The following is a 21,198-nucleotide window of genomic DNA, read 5'->3' on the forward strand; positions in this document are numbered from 1 at the left end:
TCGATTTAATATAAAAGCTAAAACATGAGTTCCTTGATAATATAACATCAAATCCCTGTAAAAAAAGAAATAATATCCTATTTTTATTTCATATATATATATACGGTTAAAAATCAAAATATAACAGTGTCATTAATAGCATAAAATCAGTTAGTATTGTTAGTTATTGAATTAACTTATTAATAGTTTCAAATAAATAGCTTTTCAATAACATCAATAAAGTATTAAAACGACTGTCTAAGTAGTCGAATCGCCTTTCGCTGAAATATGAAGCATGAACAAGGTCAGTTTTATTTGTATTGCTTGGTCAACTTTTATAGACACTTTTCTTTTGGCGTGAAGTCACTTTCAATAGTTTCTCCTTTAGCAAATATAAAAGCTATCGATAGATCTAATAATAAAATACTTTTATCTGAATGCGACATACACCATGCTTATCTCTACCACATTTTATTTCTATGCTATTTCAGCCCTTGAATAAACTCACAAGCATAGTTTTTTTAAGGTGCGCTAGCACAAGAAGAAACAAGCGCTAAATTGCACCTGATTACAATGTCAGTTATATGATCTACAACCAATTTTATATCCTTATTCAGTTTTTTGTTATGTTACCTACTAACTAAAAACCTTGTCTTATATTAATCGCAGTAAAGTTTGACGGATTAGCCTTTAGTAATTTTCCATAAAATCTACAGCCATTACAAAAGGCTTTTTATTACCTAATTTTTCTTTCCTAGTATTTCTTATACTGTTATTTTAAATAAACTATTTAGTAACTAGCTATTTACTAACTAACCAGATAGCTATTTCCCTGTTAAAACAGCTTCATAAACTAATGAAATAATACTACCGTATTTTCCAGTTTCAAATGCTTTACCTTTAAAGGTGTAATGCGTTTCATCACCTTCTACTAAACTGTGTCTAGCGTTAGTAAGCAATACAATAGCCAAATCATGTTCAGGGTCAATAACTGTCACTGTGCCTGTCCAACCAGTATGTCCGTAAGCTGATGGACTAGCATAAGGTCCAAAGTGCCATTTTAATGCGCCATTGTTATTTCGACGCCAACCTAAACCGTAACTACCATCGGTGTCTGCGGGTTTGATAAATTGGTCTAATACGCTCTGATCAAAAACCTGCGTACTTCCATAGCCGCCTCTATTTAAAAGTGTTTGCATTAATACCGCTATATCTGACGTTGTTGAAAAAACGCCTGCGTGCCCTGCTACACCAGAAAAAGAATGAAAAGCTTTTTCATCATGCACTTCACCTTGTAAAACATAACGACGAACATTGTCAAAATCTACGCGACCACCGCGTGTTGTACCATGAATTTCAGTTGCCGCTATTTGTTTTTTACTTTTACCTTTAGTTAAAGGATTAAATAACGTGTTATGTAAATCAAGTGGCTGATAAATATCAAATTCACAATATTGGTCTAAACTTTTCCCTGTGATACGTTCAATTAACATTCCCAGTAACATGAAGTCAGTATCACTATAAATATGCTTAGTATTCCTACCCATTGAAAATGGTACTTTAGTTAAAATAAGCTGTTTAGTTTTATCACTATTTTGAGAATAAAAAGCTCTGCCAAGTTTATTGTTTTTATCAAAAAAACGTACTTGAGGGCCATAGCCTGCACTATGAGTGAGTAAATCTTTAACGCGTCGCGTTTCCCTACCTGAGCCACTATAATCGGGTAAATAATATGACAGTGGTTTATTGGTATCTAAACGACCTTCACTCACTAACTTCATTAAAGCAAAGTTAGTTGCAAACATTTTAGTATTTGAGGCAATGTCAAAAATGGTATTGGTTGTCATAGGTACAGGTGAAGCTAATAACTCGCCGCCATCACCATACTTTTGTGCATAGCCATAAGCCGTGCTTTTGATCACTTTACCATCTTTAATAACCATTAATGCTGCACCTGGAAAGCCTTGTTCGATATCCGCATTAATTTGTTTATCTACATTGATAAAGCGTTTGTCTTGTTTTTTACTATTAAATTCAAGCTCTGGAAATGGAATGATAATATTTAACGACGCACCTTCTGGGAAAATATTATCAACTTTTAACGTGTTAACACCATTGATAGTACGGCGCTTCAAGCTATATTGATATCGTTCGCCTATCTCCATGCGTTCTCTAATATTGATTTTTTGACCATTAATATAGATATCTGCAGATAACGCATCGTTATTATCAATGATAATTTCACCTGAGCCACGATAGCTTTTAAATGTAGTACGGTCATTAACCAGTTCTCGGGTACTTCGATCAATTTCAGGAAAACGTTGATCAACTTGGCCACGTTTTTGTGTAAGTAATACTTCAGGGGCAGCAGTTAACTCGCTCTTATATCGTTTTAATAAAGCAGTGGCTTTTTCAGGAAAATATTTTTCTAATAAGGCGAATATAGTAGCCACTGTTTTTGAGTCGGGTTGACCTGTTACTTTCCAAGGCACAAAGTGCATTTGAAATGCTGATAAAGTATCTAGTGTTTGAGCATCTAATTCGCCCGTTTCTACCACACCATAACCGTAACTTTTTAGTGCCGCTTGAATAAGGCCAGTATTCGCTTTTTCTTGTTCGAATATTTGCCAGTATTTATCTACTGTATCGGTTTCATACCAAGCACCAATCCCCGCCTGATAAAGTTGTTGCCATGGAAATCTTGGACCGGGATCATTTTTTCGTGTTGGGGTAATATCTGAATGACCAACAATCTGTGTAGGTGATATATCTGGGTTACGTTTAAGTATATCTTGTGAGAGTTTTATAATTAATTCGACTTGTTTCGGGTCGAAATCGGGGAATATACAGAGTTTACTCTCGCTATTTTCTCGTATATAGGTTGTCGTTTCATCGGCAACTTGTGCTAACTTTCGGCATTGCGGTACATTAACAATTTCAATTCCAATCGATTGATCGTTTAATTCAGTACGGCCTTGCCAATAACTTTTACCAGCATGCCAGGCACGTTGTGATTCAGGCACTAATTGGTAAATATTTAATTCATTTTCAGTATAGGTTTCATCATTTGTTTGTGGAATAAGGTAATGTGAGCTTACGTGACCTTTTTCTACTAACGCCTGCACTGATTTTTCATAATCAATGGCAGTGTAGTGCATAACTAAAAACTTTATTCGTTCACTGTAATTATGTGATGGCAGTGATTTTATTGGTAATGATGAGCAGCTAGTCAATAACAAGACACACGCAAGTAGTTGTCCTACTAAAACGCACTTGGTGTTTTTACTATTAAAAGAAAAGAGTTTTTTTTTCATAATACTTGCCTATTCACTGCTGAGATTTCTGTTTTTGTAAAATCATAAAATAATAATCAAAAAGTAATAAGAAAAATCCCCATCTAATGACGGGGATTTCAATAATAACGTTAGCTAAAAACGTTAAAGATTCACTATTCGATTTTCAATTAAAAGCTAATTTTAGCTGATAATTGTAGACGACGTGGATTTATTAGACTACGTGCTTCACCAAACGTGGTATTTGATGCATACGGGTCGTAATCATAACCTGTTTGATTATCAAACACGTTAAATAGGTCTGCTTTAAATTCAAGCAAGAAATCATCATAAATAGTAAAGTTTTGGCTATAGTTTAAATCCATTTGCCAATGACTACTTTCACGACGGCTACCCGCAGTTTCAGCATAGCGTATTGTTGAGCTGCTAAAGCCGTATGCAGCGCCATCCCATTTCTCCCATACATCACCTGATTGGTAGACAAAGTATGCACCGATATTAGCTTCCCAATCCGTTGTGTAATAACCATAAGCTTTAAACACATGTGGTTTATCACCATTTAATGTACCGTATTTACCATCCCAAACTTGACGACCTGCGCCATCAGCAAGGTTTGATGAACCAATAAATAAGTTAGCATCGCTATCGGCACCAGTAACATCTTGATCATAATTACCATAATAATGACTCCACACATAAGAGGCATTAAAGTATGTTCTATCACCGATATATTCAGCTTCTAAACTCACTTCCCAATACTTAGTGAAGGCATCATCCAGTTCAGCAATAACGTATGATGAACCACCTACTTCGGCGCGCATTGCGTCTAAGTTTTCGATATAAAGTCCTTTTTCAGCAATATGTGCTGGCACACCACCAAATGGACTTTGGTAATCACCTAACAGACGATCTGTGTTTGCTGTATCTTCCCAGAAATGATCACCTTTACGATGACGTACATGGCCACGTAAATATAGGTTATTAGACATTGATTTAGTTGCACCAATGGTAAATTCATCAATACTACGAGGTGTCATATCATCTTGGAAAAACTTACCAGAAGAGCCTGCACGTGCTTCAGATTCAATGTAATCACCATTTTCATCAAAATCAACATCTAATGCAGCACGCGTATTTCGTGCCCACGAAGCGGCACGCGCTAAAGAAGTTGCTTCAGGATTATATTTTGCGTAATTAATAAATATAGACGCATCCTCTTCATAATTCCAAGTAGCTCCTAAACGCGGCTGAATCATATCTTTAAAGTCAACGGTATACATTTCATATTTTTCACCAGGTGCGAGTTCATACCCTGACACATTTGATGAATTTTTTCTAAGACCTTGACCATATAATACGTCTTTGCTGATTAATACACCAACTTCGAAAATAAAATCACGGTACTCTATTGAATCATTAATTTCAAAGTTAAAGCTTTCACTAGATGATTCAATTACTGGTACGCTAGCACCCGAAGCATCTTGTAAGCTCATTTGTTCGGTAATAGTACGATAATAAATTGGCGTACCATCAGTTGCTGTTTCTTGACCACCAATATATTGCAGAGAGCCCCAACCATTTGAAAAACGGCTAATTTCTTCAGTACCTTCAGCCCATTTAAAGCCGAAATGAAGTGTGTGGTATGCAGGACCCCATTCAAATTCATGCTCTAAAGATAGCTCTAAACTATCACGGTAGAAATTTTGTTCATTAATTGTAGAAGCAGCGCCAATAGAGCCGCCACCCGTTAGAACACCTGCCTCATCAGTATAACCATATTGGTTAATTAATGCCTGAGCGCCGGCACTATCAAAATCGGCATTATCAGCTTGCAAGTTTGGTACTGAAAATAAACCAAGGTTATCTAAATTATTTAAATCTAAAGAGTCACCTAAAGACGGGGTAACGCCTGATAATAATCTATCTGGGCTACCAGCAGTTTCAAGGGTAAATTCACTGTACTGGAAATTAAAGGTTGTCATATCATTAATAATATATGAACCTTCAAACGTTAAAATATCTTGATCCGCTTGTGAGCCTTCAGAAGTACTATCAGCACTAAATGCTTCTATTGACTCACCCGTCAGGGTTTTATCAGAGGTACGGTAACTAAAGTTTAATAATAAATCATCTACTGGTGCATAAGTTAATTTACCAAAATATTCTTTACGTTCACTGCTGTAATCTTTTGTTTCACCGTAAGCGGTTTCTTTGTTTACGCGATCTTCTTCTGGTTGATAAAATGAACCATAGAAAAATAGTTGATCTTTAATGATAGGACCACTTACGCTACCCGTTAACCAACTTTTATTTGTATCGAATGAAGTACCATCAGCATCATCTTTGTCAGCAACAAAGTTTTTATCTTGAATTTTGTACTCTAAACTACCATGAAATTCATTAGTACCTGATTTTGAAATAGTATCAATTGAAAAACCACCAGAGCGGTTAAAGCCTATTGCTTTTGCTCCACCACGGTCAACAGTAACACTTTGTACATCATGCGTAGACGGCTCAGAAGCTAAAGTACCAAACATAGGTAACGATACATCAACACCATCAAAACCATACTTATTATCACGACCAGAGCCACCTGCAGATGGGCCCAATACTTCATTCTCAGAATATTGAACACCTGGAATTAGTTTCATTAAATCACGATAGTTAGTACCTGTTGGAATGCCTTCAACAACATCAGCACCAATAGAGTTAGTTAATGAAGAGTTACCTTCACGCACTATTGAAGAACCTGTAACCGTAATAACTTCAATTTTATTATCAACCGGTTCAAGTGCTAAATTTACTCTTGTTGATTGATCTAAGAATACTTCAACATTCATTCTACGTGTTGTGCCATCAGCAGAAACAAAGGTAAGTTCATAATTCCCAGGAATTAACGCTGGTAAATTGTAACTACCATCAGCGTTTGTTACCACACTACGTGGTTTTGGCATATTCTCACTTGAAGCGGTTACCTTAATACCACCAATAGCAAGGCCTGAGCCTTCAGCAGTTACATTCCCTTTAATGCTAGCAGACTGTGCGAATGTAGATACACCCAGTCCCATTGCAATGATAAGAGCTATTTTTTTTAATTTCATGTTTAACTTCTCCAACTTAATTATTATAAGAATTAAATACGCGCTGTGCTTACATTTTAATACAGGTATTTCGTTTTAAAATCCGTAACCTTTTTAAATGTAGAATTTTTATTCAGTGTTATTAACTTATCACAATAGTAATAAAAGTAAATATTTTATTACTATATATTAAAAATAAACAAATATATTATTATTAATATGTCTAAATATAATTTTTCAATTTTATTTTCAGGTGTTTTTCTGTCTTATATAATTTTTTACTAGTAATTCTTACTTATTAATTAAATAATAATATAAGTTTAAAAATAATTTATTACTGTAGGTAACAATGTCAGCACTTCTTAAAATTAAAGCTATTCAAAAGTCTCTTTCAGTAAGTGAATTAAAACTTGCCAACTTTGTATTAAAATCATCCAATGCAATCAGAGATTTATCATCTCAAGAGCTAGCCAATGTGATTGGAATAAGTCAATCTAGTGTGGTTAAATTTACCCAAAAACTCGGTTATAAAGGCTATCCAGCTTTTAAAATGGCTGTTATTGATGCTCTAAATAGTGAAGCAAGTAGTGCCCCAACCTTACATGGGGAAATCACCTTAGATTCTACATTAACTCAAATTGCGGATATATTACTTAACAGTAAAATGGCTGTGCTTTCTGAAACCAAAGCACTTAATGAACAAAGTGCTTTTGAAGAAGCAGTAAAGTTAATCACTTCTGCTAAGCGTATTTTAATCTGTGGCTTGGGCGGCTCAGCTTTGGTCGGTAAAGATTTCTCATACAAATTACAAAAGCTAGGTTTACCGGCCTGCGCAGAGCTGGACGGTCATGCACAATTAGCTTATGTATCAACGTTTAAAAAAAATGACTTAGTCTTTGCCATTAGTGAATCAGGCCAAACAAGAGAAATTAAAGCAGTTACCGCTCAGGCAAAAGCGAATAAAAGCTCAGTAATATCTTTAACCAAGTATGGCTCTACACCTGTTTCAGATAATGCTGATGTGAAACTCTATTCTATTGCCGAACAAGAGTCTGTGCGCTTATCGTCGATTATCGCCAGAACATCACAAGAATTTATTATTGATATCTTGTTTATTGCGTTAACGCAAGCCTCTAGCCAAGGCAGAAAACTATTGGAAAAAAGTAACCGTGTGGTTAAAGACTTCCAACAAGCTTATGATTAATTGATACAGAGCTAATGGAAGTAAAGCCAACTAATAGTAGCCTAGCCAAAACCAAGCTAATTAGGATAAAGCAAATATTTAGCGCGTAACTGTTTAAAATCTGATAATCCCTGTTGCCAACCTGCTTCTATTTGCTTGAGGCTAACCCCAGCTTGAATACTCTTTCTTAACTCATCAGTGCCTGCTAACTTATCCATAAAATCAGGGTACTTGAAAAACACTTTCTCGTTTGTTGCGAACACCTGATACCACTGAATAAATGGTTGAAGATCTAGCCCATTCATCGTTGAAACTCTTAAATCTTGCCCAGTGAGTAACTTATCCATCAATTTAGGACTAAGCGCACTGCCTGGCATTGAAATAGGAGTAAAATGAAAATCACCAATAGAATATTCATTATGACCAATCACTTGAAAAGGAAACTCTGTTCCTCGCCCAATACTTACCACGGTTGATTCAAAAAAAGTAAGCGATGGATAAAGCTGAATAGATTGATCATTAGGTAAATTAGGACTCGGTTTTATTGGTAAAGAATAAGTGCTATGTCGCGTGTAGTTTTTGACTGAAATCACATGTAAATCGAGTTCATTTTTACTTGTTAACCACCCTTGCCCACTGATCATTTTTGCTAATTCACCTAATGTCATACCGTGTAAAACAGGTATTGGGTGCATACCAACAAATGACGAAAACTCTGCTTCCAATATTGGTCCGTTCACAAACTTTATATTAGGGTTAGGTCGATCGAAAACAATAAAGCTTTTCCCTGCTTCAGCCGCGGCTTCCATCATATAATGCATAGAGCTTAGAAAAGTGTAGAAACGGACACCAACATCTTGAATATCAAAAATAATAACATCAAGTTGTCTGATAATATCTGGTGAAGGCTTTTTGTTTTTTCCATAAATAGAAATAACAGGGAGCTGAGTAAGTGGGTCTATATTATCTTTAACCTCAGCACCTGCATCATGATTACCTCTAAAGCCATGCTCTGGGGAAAAGATATATTTAATATCAACATCGTGACTAATTAAAAAATCAACAAGATGTTTACCTTCCACGCTAGACGTTTGATTAACCACCAAACCCACTTTTTTACCCTGTAAAAAAGGTAAATACTTAGCAGGCTGTTCAGCCCCCACAATGATAGATTTAGCATGCCCAGTGAAACTAACAATACTTATAACAACAAGACACAGGCAATATAAAAACAAGTTAAGTGTTTTCATTTTATACATTTATTTTAATAGGTTGTTCGATAGAGTCATTAACCGCTGCTCTTAAGAAACCATGTTTACTTTCTAGTAATACAGCAGCTTCTTCTATTGGTAAATCAGTTAACACTAATAAAATGGCAAGCTTTACATTGTTATTTGCCTTAGCTAAAGCAGCTGTTGCTATATGAATATCACAAGCCGTTGCTTGCATAACAATACGGACTGCTCTAGCCTTCAGTTTCTCGTTACTTGCATGCACGTCAACCATCAAATTTTCATAACTCTTACCGGTTTTAACCATACTTGCCGTGGTGAGCATATTCAAAATCAATTTTTGTGCTGTGCCTGATTTTAGGCGCGTAGAGCCGGTTAATGCTTCAGGACCAACCTCGGCACAAATAGCAATATCAGCCTCGGTTAGTAACTCAGATCCTGAATTACAAGAAACACCAACAGCAACAGCACCAATTTCTTTAGCATATTTCAACGCTGAAATTGTATAAGGCGTACGTCCACTAGCCGCTATGCCAACCACGACATCCTCTTTGCATAAATGACAAGACTTTAACTCTGTTATTGCAAGAATAGGATCATCTTCAGCACCTTCTACAGCTTTATACATAGCACTTTCGCCACCCGCTATTAATGCGATGATTTGATGTTCAGAAACACTAAACGTTGGCGGACATTCAACAGCATCAAGTACACCTAAGCGACCGCTTGTACCTGCACCAACATAAATAAGTCTTCCACCTCGGCGAAACGCAGAAACAATTTTTTCTACTGCTAAGGTTATTTCAGGAATAGCTCGATGAACAACGTGAGCAACTTTCTGATCTTCTTTGTTTAAGGCAACTAACAAGCTTTTTGTATCGAGTAAGTCTAAATCCATGGTATCTGGATTACGACCTTCGGACGCCATTAGTTGTAGATCATCAATCAATTGAGATTGTTGACGGTTTACTTTAATTTCCATGTATTACACACCCTGTAATTTGAATCTGTGTTAATTTTTTAGCCAATAAACAAGCGCCGTCTAAAGCATTACCTTTAGCTTCAACTAACATACTTTTTATTCTTGAGTTTAAAAAAGGCAATGTTGGTATTGATAAACCACCAAGTAATATAACTGGCAATTGATAATTTGATCGTGTTTTATCAATGAGATTTTCTACATGACCAACATGTTCCATTAAAATATTTCTAGCGACACAACATTTGTCATGATGTTCGAAAACTAAAGGCGTCAGACTTGCAAAATCAGACGGTTTCGCTGAAGTAGACCAAGCTAAAACATTATTTTGGTCGCCCCCCAACTTACTTACAATTGCTTGCGCCAATATACTTTCTACATGGCCTAGATCTTCTAGCTCTGATAATACTGCTCTAATAGCGAGTACTCCCATTTTGGCGCCACTCCCTTCATCGCCGACATTAAAACCCCAACCGCCAATTTGAATCTCTTTTCCATCAGCGGTTAACACCGCACCTACTGAGCCAGTACCTAGCGAAACAACCACAACAGGATTGCCTTCATTAGCTCCATATAGAGAGGTTTTTGCATCCGTATAAATGTTGACATTTTTATAGTCAGCGACAACAGAGCATTTAAATTCAGTTGCTTTTTCTTTATTACCTGCACCAGCTAAGCCAAATACAGCAGTAACATCAGTACTGCTACAGTTGGCTTGCGCACATAATTCAGCGACTAACGCCTTACAATGTTGTAAGGCTAAATCAAAATCATTAGTTAGTGATGCTGAACCGCCAGTTGCTAGCCACTGCTGTCCAGTGTGTAAATTTTCGAGTCTCGCAATGGTTTTCGTACCACCACCATCGACGCCTAAAATAAATTCACTTTTATTTATCATATCATTCATCGTTAGGAATCCAGACTAGCCGTTAAGTTATTATCAACTACCTTTTTATTACGTCCTAGCATACAAACTAATAATGAAATAAACGAACCTATACATAATTGCCACGTAAAACCTAAATCAAATAACCATGCTTGAGGAAGGAAAATAGACATAACGTAAGGTTGGAAAAATAGCGTCACAATAAAGCCAATCATCAAGGCCCAAAACACAGAACTTGCATTCCCTCTTTGGGTAAACAATGCGGTAAAATAAACACCCAATAAGCCACTATAAGAGAAAACCATAACGCTTAATGCAAATTTCAGTAATGGCATATCTGTATATCGTTGCCAATAGAAGCAAAGAATTGCCATTAAACAAAGCGCGCCTGCAACAACAATCATGCCTACTTGGCCTGCTTTTACATAGTGTGACTCAGGCAAAGCTATTGTTTGTTTTTCTTTAAATGGTCGATATAAATCATTCACAATAACTGATGACATTGAGTTGAGCCCTGAGTTCAATGTCGATAAAGCCGCAGCAATAATACCAATAGTCACTAGTCCACGCACTCCTGAAGGAATTTCATTGAGCACGTAATACATAAATATTGTAATTTTTTCTCCTTGGAAACTTTGAATAAGATCACCCGTAGCCGACATTTGCATAATGTCAGGACGCTGATACAAAATAAAAAGTAATAATCCTATAACAATAAATAGCAACATCACAGGAATAACTAATAAAACAGAAAGTAGCATAGCTTTATTGGCTTCTTTCGCATTCTTACACGTTAGAATACGTTGAGTCATATCTTGATCTAAACCAAAAGCAGCAAAATTTAGTAGCATGAAACCAGTAATTGCTGACCAAAAATTAAATACACCTGCTGATGAGAAATCCCAATCAAATTTGAAAAGTGCTAATTTAGAAGGAGCATTAGGTGCTGGATGTTGCAAAGCCTCAACTATTTGAGAAAAACTAGCGGGTATTGCAGTATAAATAAAATAGATAACAAAGACTGCCGCACTAACATAAACAGCACATTGAATAACATCACTATAGATTACCGTTCTAATGCCACTAAATACGGTATAAAGTAGGCCAACTAAGGTTAAAATAATCGTTGCTATAATCACGTTTTCAGCGTCGATATTACCAAATAGAATCATAGCGACAGCTAAAGCGGCCATATAAAGCCTTGCACCACTAGCAAAAATTCGCCCGAATAAATACATAATCCCTGCCTGCTTTTTAGCAGAGCTACCCATACGCTTTTCTAATAATTCATATACAGTAAATACTTTATTTTGATAAAATTTGGGGACTAAAATAACCGTCACTAAAACAGCAGCAATAATAGCACCAATATTTGTCGCTAAATAAGATAGATCACCTTGATACCCTTGATCAGGCCCACCTAAAAATGTCGCTGCTGACTGCGAGGTCGCTAAAATAGAAATAGCGACCATCCACGTTGGAATAGTATTCCCCCCAAGAAAAAAATCTTGGGTGTTATTTGATTTTTTACGGTTAAAATAAAGGCCAGAGCCTAATAACATAGCCCCATATAACCCAAAAACTAACCAATCCAAGCCTGAATATAATGTGCTCATATACTTCTCACAACGCCACTTCGTTAACATTTAGGAATAAATTATTCAAAGATTAACACAAATATATAATTAAATATAACAAAAATCTATAATTTACTATAACAAAAAGCTGATTCGAACATTAATTTGAAACTTAAAGCTCAATTAAACCATTGACAACATCTATTCCTAAACCAGGTAGTTCATTTAACTGAATTATCGACTTGTTGAAGGAAACACCGCCAGAGACAGGATCAAACTTACCTAATGCCGGACCATCCAAATCAATTTTAGTGATAGTGTTAGATTTTGCGACGGCTAAATGTGCTGCTGCAGAAACCCCAATACTGCCTTCAAGCATGCAGCCGATCATACATTCAACTTGATAAATTTTTGCAATATCAGCAATTTTAATGGCGTTAGAAATACCACCTGTTTTCATTAATTTAATATTGATAATATCGACTGAATGGCTGGTAATTAGATCTATTACTTGTTTAGGCGAGAATGCACTTTCATCAGCCATTATCGGGGTATGAACGCGATCTGAAATATATTTCAAACCCGCTATATCATCAGCCCGAACAGGTTGCTCAATTAGCTCTAATTGAATCCCTATACGCTCGAAGTAGTTAGCTGCATAAACCGTTTGTTTAGCGCTCCATCCTTGATTAACATCTAATCTTATCTGTACGTCATTACCTATAGCACTATGAATGGCTTTAACTCGCTCAATATCTTCTTTGATATCAGTACCAATTTTAATTTTTAGTATGTCAAAGTCATCCTCTATCGCTTTAAGTGAATCACTTACCATTTTATCGATTGTATCGACACTAATAGTTATATCAGTTTTTAATCTATTATTCCCTCCTCCTAATAATTTATAGAGAGGTGCGTTATGAAATTTACCCCAAAGATCATAGATAGCAAGTTCTACTGCAGCTTTAGCACTACTGTTATTTACTAGTGCAGATTGAATAACATCAATAATATTGTTTAAATTCTCAATCTCCATTCCTCGTAATTTAGGTGACAATACACTACTGATTGCCGCCATAATACCGCCATGGGTGTCACCAGTAATTACAGGCGTTGCAGGAGCAGATCCATAACCTACCTGACCAACATCTGTTTCCACAATAACAACCAAGTCTTCAATATTTTCTACCGTTCTCATAGACGTTTTAAAAGGCGTGATCAATGGCACAATTAACTTGGCGAAACGGATATTTGTAATTTTCATTTTGCTACCTTATAACTTGAGGTAAATCATGTACCTCTATTACTTTGCGTTTGTTTAATCTGGGTTTTAGTTAAGTCTGATCTTTTTGATGTTATAAATTGTATCAATATAACTTTTCGTTTCTGACAAATGTAACGGCAACAATGGTGTAACTGAAACGCCATTAAGTGTGCCTTTATAATATTGTTTGTCTTTAGTGTAATATGACAGTCCTTTAACATCATGAATGATGTAAGGCTCGCCATTGTCATCACCTAAGTACATAACCACATGACCTGGAATATAAATTAAATCACCAATCTCTAACTGGCTAATAGCAGCCAATTTCTCTTGTTTACTAGATTCCGTAGTAAAATCAATATTTTTTCCATAACTAGCTTTGCCTTGTTGGCCTGAATTTCTCGGCATTAACAAACCAAATGTTTTATAAATTTCGCCAACAAACCCGGTGCAATCACGGCCATTATAGTCATGCCCCCAACCATAGCGTTCACCTAAAAACTTAAAACCTTGCTTGATAATATTTTGTTTTGTGAACGGTAAGTAACCAATATGGGTGTCTTTACTTTTGGCTATCATTGCGGGTAAAAAATCTAATCTGCCTTCGCTCGTTCTCACCGGTAATTGCACAATATAAGAAGCAAATGGATTTTGACCATATAAATGAGCAGTGTAGTCTTGCTTACTTATTAAAGGTAATTTAACTCCCATATCCAATTGAATCTCAGATACTTGTGCTTTATTAGGCACAAAAGTAGTAAAAACTTTATCTCCGGTGATCATTAAGAAATTAGTGTTATGTACAAAGTCATGAACGATTTTTTTGTCGCCTAGCGCAATATCTTCTTTTAATACCCAAGCAAGGTAGTTGTATGACTGTACGAGGTACCATTTTTTATCTTTACTTTCATGCAACACGGCAATAGCTTCACCGGGAAATACTGCCGTTTCTTGAAACCTATCAAGGTCGGTATCCATACCATTATTAAATACTCTGTCGGTTGTCGGAAAAGTACGCAGAGAGGTACGTTTAACAACGAGTCCCCATCTAACATTATTTTGCTCAAGTACCGCCGGTATATTTACATTATCTCTGTAGTCGTTAAATTCTTTATCAGTTAACTTATGACCATCATAATAAAACCTATCACTACTTGGCACAGAGCTAATAGTATTAATATGGTGAGTTAATTGTGCTTTCGTTAACACCTTTGGTATTGCTAATGGATCAACAACGTGTGAATTACTCTGCATCACTTGCTGGTTAAATAGATTAACGCCCTTTTTATCTATTAACACTATGTTATCACTCGCTTTATTTTTTTCGTATAAATCAACCCAATAAGCACTATCTAACTGTGCTTCGTTTACATTAATAACATCTGATTTCCCTTCTACATAAGGAGATGCAGTAAGAGAGTAAACATTCATTTGTATAAATAATACGAATGAAACAAAAATTTTAACTTTCATGTAAAGTCCTTAAAACAGTAAATAATGTGACGCTAGATTTAGCTGAGTAATAAAAAGTTATATCGTTATAGGTAAATGCCCAGTCGCGCTTATTTGCCCACTGATTATTTGAGTTAAACCATTAAAAACAGCACCTGTGTATTCATCTGATCCACTAACTTGATACGCATTACCATCAAAGCAAGCTAATACCCAATCAGCGGTATTAGTAAACTGCTCTAATTGATAAGGCGCTTTAAGTGAAATATAAATAGTCGCTAATTGCTTCTGTTTTGCGTAAGCTAAAACATCTAATGCTTTATCCGCGTTACTTTTGTCACTTGATTTTTTAAGTGTTGTCGCCAGAGCTAAATCGCCAGCTTGCCCTAATTCAACAGCCGTCTTTTGACTATCATTTGCCACAATAACAAGCTCACTATTATCTAGCTGCTCAAGCATTGCAGTAGAATTACTCTCATCTAAACTTGAGCTAGTAATTGACCATGACGCTCCACCAATATTTAACGCGTATTGATTAAGTGCTAACGCCATTGCCTCTGATTGTGATTTTTTAGGGAACACAAGATGAATATTGTTAATCGTTGACATGCGTTTAACTAATGCTGGATTAGGTTTTATTTCAACAATTGAATGCTGCACGAGTGCTTGTTCTAACGCTCTATGCTTTTCTATACCAAGCGTTTCTTTAGCTTGCGTCGTTAATTCACTAACATCTGTACTAACAGTGGCAGTTACCGCAGGTGCTAATTTTTGCTTTAAGGCAGTAATTCTTTCAACAGAGCTGTCAATATCATCAAGTGATAATTCTTCTGATAATACTTTATCAACTAATAGTTCAATAAATGCTTTAAAACGGGGTATATCTGAAGGTTGTCTAATACTCATTGGCATCATGGCAATATCAGCGCCAGCATTAAAAGTGTGAAGTACCGCCTCTTCTTCAGAAAAGAACTCTGCAATACCCGCCATATCTAACGCATCAGTAATAATTATGCCATCAAAGCCCATTTCATCTCGTAATAACGACGTTAATATTTTTTTCGATAACGTGGCGGGCTTTATCATTGATTCGCCAAATTTATTTACCACCAAACTATCATCAAGCGCTGGATATTGAATATGCGCGGTCATGATCATTTCAACATTGCTACGATCAATAGCTTGTTGAAATGGGAGTAAGTCAACCGATCTAACAACGTCATAAGGGTGCTCGACTCGCGGTAAACCAGTATGACTATCGGTATTGGTATCACCATGACCAGGAAAGTGTTTTAACGTGCCAATAACACCTTTAGACTGCAATCCTTCAAGCATCGCAATACCTAGCTCAGCAACAATCTCTGGTGTTTCACCAAAAGATCGTACATTGATAACGGGGTTATTTGGATTAATATTTACATCAACATCTGGAGCATGGTTAACATTAACGCCCAAAGTAGCTAATTCAGCACCAATAACTTCGCCAACTTTTCTTGCGTAATAATCACCATGGTTCTCATAGGTGGCACCAATTGCCATATTGCCGGTAAATGAAGTAGCCATAGTGCGAGGTAAACGAACAACTCGTCCACCTTCTTGATCAATTGAAATAAGTAATGGCTCTTCGCTTGCTGATGCTAACGCTGCTTGTTGCAAATCTTGAGTTAAATGAATAGTTTGCTCAATACCGGTAAAGTTTTCAGCAAATAAAATGACCGAACCTAATGATGTATCGGTAATTAACTCAGCTAAGTCCTTAGATAATGTTGTTACCGGCGTCACACATTGATTATCACCGGTAAAAACAACATGTTCTGTTAGCTCTGGACAATAATAGCGAATATCTAGCATTAATTTTTGCGCTATTTTTTGTGCTATTTCTGTACGACCGTCTTGATGTTTCCCCAATAAAGAGAGCGCTATAACTATCATTACAGCAAAGCTCAATATAATTTTTATACTAATACGACTCAACATACTTCCTCTTATTCTAATTAATGTTGTTCTATGGTTAAAATATTTGTAATGCTTGATGGCTTATTTTGAAATACGTGTGAAATTTAGATCAATGTAATCAAAACTTGCATCAACATCATCCGAGTATCTATCCATTTTTAGCCCTACTACATTATTGTTTCCATCAATAATAAATTGTGCAAATGCATCTGCTTCTAGGCTTCTATCGTCATACCAAACAATAAATTCGTTATTTTCATTCTCTATTAATTGCCCGTGCATACGAATGGATTTCAATGATTCAAAATACAGTTGTTTATTTTTCATGGAAATTTTTACCTGACCAAACCAAGGGTCTTGATAAATACCTAAATAAGACGTCAAAGGTAAATTAACGCTTTTTCTATCAGGCATCACTTTGAGGTTTACTGTTGAATTTTTGGCTTGAATTCGGTTTTGTCGCTTTTGCTGCCTTTCCAATTGAATTGCTAGCCAATCTCTTTGTTCTACATCCATAAATGATTGCACAATACTGCTCATGATCGCACTTCTGGCATATGATGAGTTTTGGTTTATCAAGACAATAACACCTAAATCAAGCTCAGGTATCATCATAATATAAGATAAGTTTCCTGATAGGCTACCAGTATGAGATACACGCTTATAGCCATGCATATCGGCTAAGCGCCAGCCTAAAGCATAAGACTTAAAGTTGGTGTTATCGTATTTTTTGTCATTATCAGAAACAGATAAAATAGTATGTGGCTGCCACATTGCTTTACTTTGTTGTTCACTAAATATTTTAACGCCTGCTGGTGATGTACCTTGGTTTAATTGTGTTTCAACCCAAGTAAGTAAATCATTAACGCTACACTTAATCCCTCCTGCCGCAGCCATAACACTATCTTTATGGTAGGTTTGATTCCGTTTAATAATGGTAGGTTTATTATTGATTAAGCCATGTGGTTGAGCAATGTTCGTCATTTGTTTAGCTGGTACTGCACCCGCAAAACAGCGGCTCATCTGTAGAGGCATAAAAATATTTTTTTCGACAAAATTCTCCCAAGACATACCTGTAACATTAGCGACAACTTCTCCAGCAACAATATAAAGCAAATTATCATAAGCATATTCACTACGAAAACCTGATGCTGGTTTGAGGAATTTTAAGTTATTAATAATCTCATCACGGCTAAAACCAGCCGGCTCAGGCCACAACATTAAATCGCCAGCAAAACGAGCTAAACCGCTGCGATGTGTTAACAAATCAGCTATGGTAAACTCTTTTGTTACCCAATCATCATATAAGGCAAAGTTAGGAATAATATCAACAACTTTACTTTCCCAAGTTATTTTTTCCTGATCAACTAATATAGCTAACGCAGCAGCAGTAAACGCTTTCGTGGTTGATGCTATTTTAAAGAGCGTTTTTGAATCAATTGCTAGCGCTTTATTAACATCTTGGCGTCCATAACCTTTATTTAATAATACTTTGCCATCCTTTATGACTCCTACTGCCGCACCTGGTACATTAAAAGTCGTTAATACGTCATTGACCAAGGTATCAACGTCTTCAGAATTAAAGGCCTTTTTTTGGGCATATACTGGTTGGCTAACCAATACACAAATAGAAATGAATATAATTAAATAATTTTTCATCGTTAAAAACGTCTCGAGTTAAATAATAAAACAGAATGTTGTCTAAAAAAGCAATACTTCAAATGAAGCATTACTGATAGTAAACATCATAAAATAATGTTTTTACAAAAAGGCGATACCATAAAGTGCATAAAGAATAATAGTTAATGCTCCACCAAATAACGCATAAGGTAATTGCGTTTTAACGTGCTCTAATAATTCACAACCGGATGCAATAGCAGAAACCGCGGTAGTATCGGAAATAGGTGAACAATGATCTCCAAAAACACCCCCCCCTAAAATAGCCGCAATAATGAAAGAAGGTGGTAAGCCCATAGTTTGAATAAGCGGAACGCCAATTGGGATCAAGATGGCAAAAGTTCCCCAAGATGTTCCTGTAGAGAAGGCAATGACAGCACCTGCGATAAACAACATAGGGGCAATCATAAATAATGGTAAAGTGTCACCAATAATTTGTGCCACATAAACACCGGTACCTAATACTTTTAAGCTAGCGCCTAATGTTAATGATAATAAAACAATGGTCACCAATGGCAATAACTCACTCATACCATCAAAACCAATTTTCACTAATTGGTGATGAGTAAATTTCTTAGTAGACAACATCATAATATAAGCTACTAGGCAGGCACTAACGGTTGCATACAAAACTGATTTTGAACCGCTGCCATTAGCTAAGGTGCCATCACCGGTCAAAAACATAAACATGATCATACCTAACACCATGGTTAATAAAGGTACAAACATAAATCTTGCTTTTGTTGGTTTAAACTCAGGTGTTGGTGCCGCATGGTTGTTTGATTCGTTGTCAATTTGACCTTCCCCTATCGATTTTGAACGAGCTAGAGGACCGTGTAAATTTCCAGTGTAAGCCGTATACCAAACCATCATAAGTGCAATAATAGGGTAGAAGTTAAGCGCAATAGTTCCCCACATAATTTCTGCCGCACTTTGTTCAAATTCATAGTTACTTAACAGGCCCAAAACAAAGGCTCCCCAGCCATTAAGAAGGACTAAAATACAAATAGGTGCTGCACTACTGTCAATAATATAAGCAAGTGTTGCACGACTCATTTTATAGCGGTCAAACAAACCTCTAGAAACAATGCCCGCCGTTAATACCGAAAGATTACTTTCAATAAAAATTGCCATACCGGTGAAATTTGCCATAAACGCAGCTTGTCGCCTATTTTTCCCTAAACCTTTAGAGATAACATATTCAACCATTGCTGTTACGCCGCCAGAGTGACGCATAAATGCAAGCACAGCACCAATAATTAAACTAAAAAGAAGAATTCGCGTATTTCCTGCGGAGCCAAATACTGAGACAATACGCTCAAAAGCACCAACAACACCATCAAACAACATTGTCGAGCCTGTTTTAGCGAGTAATACTTCAGAAGTAATAATCGCTAATAGCAAAGCAAGTATTACTTCTTTCTTCCATAAGACCACTAAAACAGCAACTAACGGCGGTAACAATGAGTACCATTCCATATTCAACCCTTTATATAAATATAACTAATAAGACATACTGACAAATAAGAATAGATTATTCAAGCTTTAACAGTAAATGGTAATTTTTTATTAATAATAACAACGATTATTTGTTATCAAAAATTTCTTGGTAAGCATACACACCTTGGCTTCCTCCAGTATGTAAAAAAAGAATATTTTCTTTAGCACTAAAAACACCTTTTCGGCATAAATCAATCATGCCAGACATCGCTTTGCCCGTATAAACAGGATCTAGTATTAAACCTTCATGTTGTGCACAAAGTCTAACAGCCTCAATCATTTCATCTGTTGGAATACCATAACCTTGGCCATAATAATCTCCATTAGCAAACACTCGACCTTTGGCGAGGCTAGGGTCTAAACCAATTAAGGTTAAAGTTTTTTCTAATAATTCCGTCACTATCTGAATTTGTTCATCCGCTGGGCGACTAACACATATACCGAGTACCGGAATATCAACATCAGCTAAGATTAACCCTGCTAAAAGCCCTGCTTGTGTACCAGCACTGCCTGTAGCAAGTACAATATGATCAAGCGCGATGTCTTGATCTTTAATTTGGTCAATAACTTCTTGAGCACACTGAATGTAACCTAAGCTACCTATTTCGTTTGAGCCCCCCATCGGAATCAAATAAGGCTGTTTACCACTATTTTGTAAGCTTACCATCAGCTCATTTGCATAATCAGCGCAATTCTCTTCTGCTGATATACGATGAATAGTCGCACCCAATAAATTATTGAGTAAAACATTGCCATTTTGGTAATAGTCAGATTTTGGCGTACCTGATACATCTTCTAATACTAATTCACACTTTAAGCCAAACTTTGCAGCGACAGCAGCTGTTTGGCGCGCATGGTTCGATTGAATTCCGCCAACAGTGACTAAGGTATCAGCATTACCGGCTAAAGCTGCAGCAAGCAAATACTCTAACTTGCGCGTTTTATTACCCCCGCCAGCCAAGCCCGTACAATCATCACGTTTTATCAAGAGATTGTGGTTTAATATTTTCGATAAATGTGGCATCACCTCCAGCGGTGTAGGGCTATGAGAAATAAGAACACGAGGGATTGCATTGAATTGTGGCATTGTTCGAAAACCTTAAACTTAAAAAATAAATGATAATATTGGATTATTGTCGG

General features: G+C 36.3%; 13 protein-coding genes. 1 reads left to right on the forward strand and 12 read right to left on the reverse strand.

The genetic code is table 11. The annotated features are described in order from the left end of the window. Window positions 1–803 precede the first annotated feature (803 nt). Window positions 804–3,293: a penicillin binding protein PBP4B gene (gene pbp4b / locus KO509_RS00150; protein ID WP_215971260.1), complete on the reverse strand. Its 2,490-nt coding sequence runs from the start codon at window positions 3,291–3,293 to the stop codon at window positions 804–806. Between the two features lie 149 nt (window positions 3,294–3,442). Then, entirely contained in the window at window positions 3,443–6,373 is a 2,931-nt protein-coding gene (locus tag KO509_RS00155; protein WP_215971261.1) for a carboxypeptidase regulatory-like domain-containing protein, read from the reverse strand. A gap of 328 nt (window positions 6,374–6,701) precedes the next feature. Here KO509_RS00155 and KO509_RS00160 point away from each other — a divergent pair, with 328 nt between their 5' ends. Next, a complete protein-coding gene (locus KO509_RS00160) occupies window positions 6,702–7,556 on the forward strand; it encodes a MurR/RpiR family transcriptional regulator (RefSeq protein ID WP_215971262.1) in 855 nt (284 codons plus the stop codon). Between the two features lie 56 nt (window positions 7,557–7,612). Here the strand turns inward: KO509_RS00160 and KO509_RS00165 are convergent, their stop codons facing one another. The 10 genes from KO509_RS00165 to KO509_RS00210 form a co-directional block, all read right to left on the reverse strand. After that, the gene (locus tag KO509_RS00165) at window positions 7,613–8,794 is read right to left on the reverse strand and encodes a DUF1343 domain-containing protein (RefSeq protein WP_215971263.1); all 1,182 of its coding nucleotides are present in this window, start codon (window positions 8,792–8,794) and stop codon (window positions 7,613–7,615) included. Continuing rightward, complete coding sequence (murQ, locus tag KO509_RS00170) at window positions 8,787–9,749, reverse strand: N-acetylmuramic acid 6-phosphate etherase (protein WP_215971264.1); 963 nt, start codon at window positions 9,747–9,749, stop codon at window positions 8,787–8,789. The genes KO509_RS00165 and murQ overlap by 8 nt, the downstream gene beginning before the upstream one ends. Next, entirely contained in the window at window positions 9,739–10,653 is a 915-nt protein-coding gene (locus KO509_RS00175) for a BadF/BadG/BcrA/BcrD ATPase family protein (protein WP_215971265.1), read from the reverse strand. The genes murQ and KO509_RS00175 overlap by 11 nt, the downstream gene beginning before the upstream one ends. A gap of 2 nt (window positions 10,654–10,655) precedes the next feature. Further along, window positions 10,656–12,248 carry a sodium:solute symporter gene (locus tag KO509_RS00180; protein ID WP_215971266.1) on the reverse strand — a complete coding sequence of 531 codons (1,593 nt, stop codon included), beginning with the start codon at window positions 12,246–12,248 and terminating at the stop codon, window positions 10,656–10,658. A 133-nt stretch (window positions 12,249–12,381) separates the two neighbouring features. After that, window positions 12,382–13,473 carry a dipeptide epimerase gene (locus tag KO509_RS00185; RefSeq protein WP_215971267.1) on the reverse strand — a complete coding sequence of 364 codons (1,092 nt, stop codon included), beginning with the start codon at window positions 13,471–13,473 and terminating at the stop codon, window positions 12,382–12,384. A 66-nt stretch (window positions 13,474–13,539) separates the two neighbouring features. Then, entirely contained in the window at window positions 13,540–14,946 is a 1,407-nt protein-coding gene (locus KO509_RS00190; RefSeq protein WP_215971268.1) for an SH3 domain-containing protein, read from the reverse strand. Between the two features lie 57 nt (window positions 14,947–15,003). Continuing rightward, window positions 15,004–16,902: a glycoside hydrolase family 3 protein gene (locus KO509_RS00195; RefSeq protein WP_215971269.1), complete on the reverse strand. Its 1,899-nt coding sequence runs from the start codon at window positions 16,900–16,902 to the stop codon at window positions 15,004–15,006. Between the two features lie 60 nt (window positions 16,903–16,962). Further along, entirely contained in the window at window positions 16,963–18,540 is a 1,578-nt protein-coding gene (locus tag KO509_RS00200) for a serine hydrolase (RefSeq protein WP_215971270.1), read from the reverse strand. A gap of 102 nt (window positions 18,541–18,642) precedes the next feature. Further along, a complete protein-coding gene (locus KO509_RS00205) occupies window positions 18,643–20,037 on the reverse strand; it encodes a Na+/H+ antiporter NhaC family protein (protein ID WP_215971271.1) in 1,395 nt (464 codons plus the stop codon). Between the two features lie 106 nt (window positions 20,038–20,143). Then, entirely contained in the window at window positions 20,144–21,145 is a 1,002-nt protein-coding gene (locus KO509_RS00210) for a D-cysteine desulfhydrase (RefSeq protein WP_215971272.1), read from the reverse strand. Between the last annotated feature and the right edge of the window lie 53 nt (window positions 21,146–21,198).

Origin of the sequence: Colwellia sp. C2M11, assembly GCF_018860915.1 — a bacterium.
Classification (GTDB): Bacteria; Pseudomonadota; Gammaproteobacteria; order Enterobacterales; family Alteromonadaceae; genus Colwellia.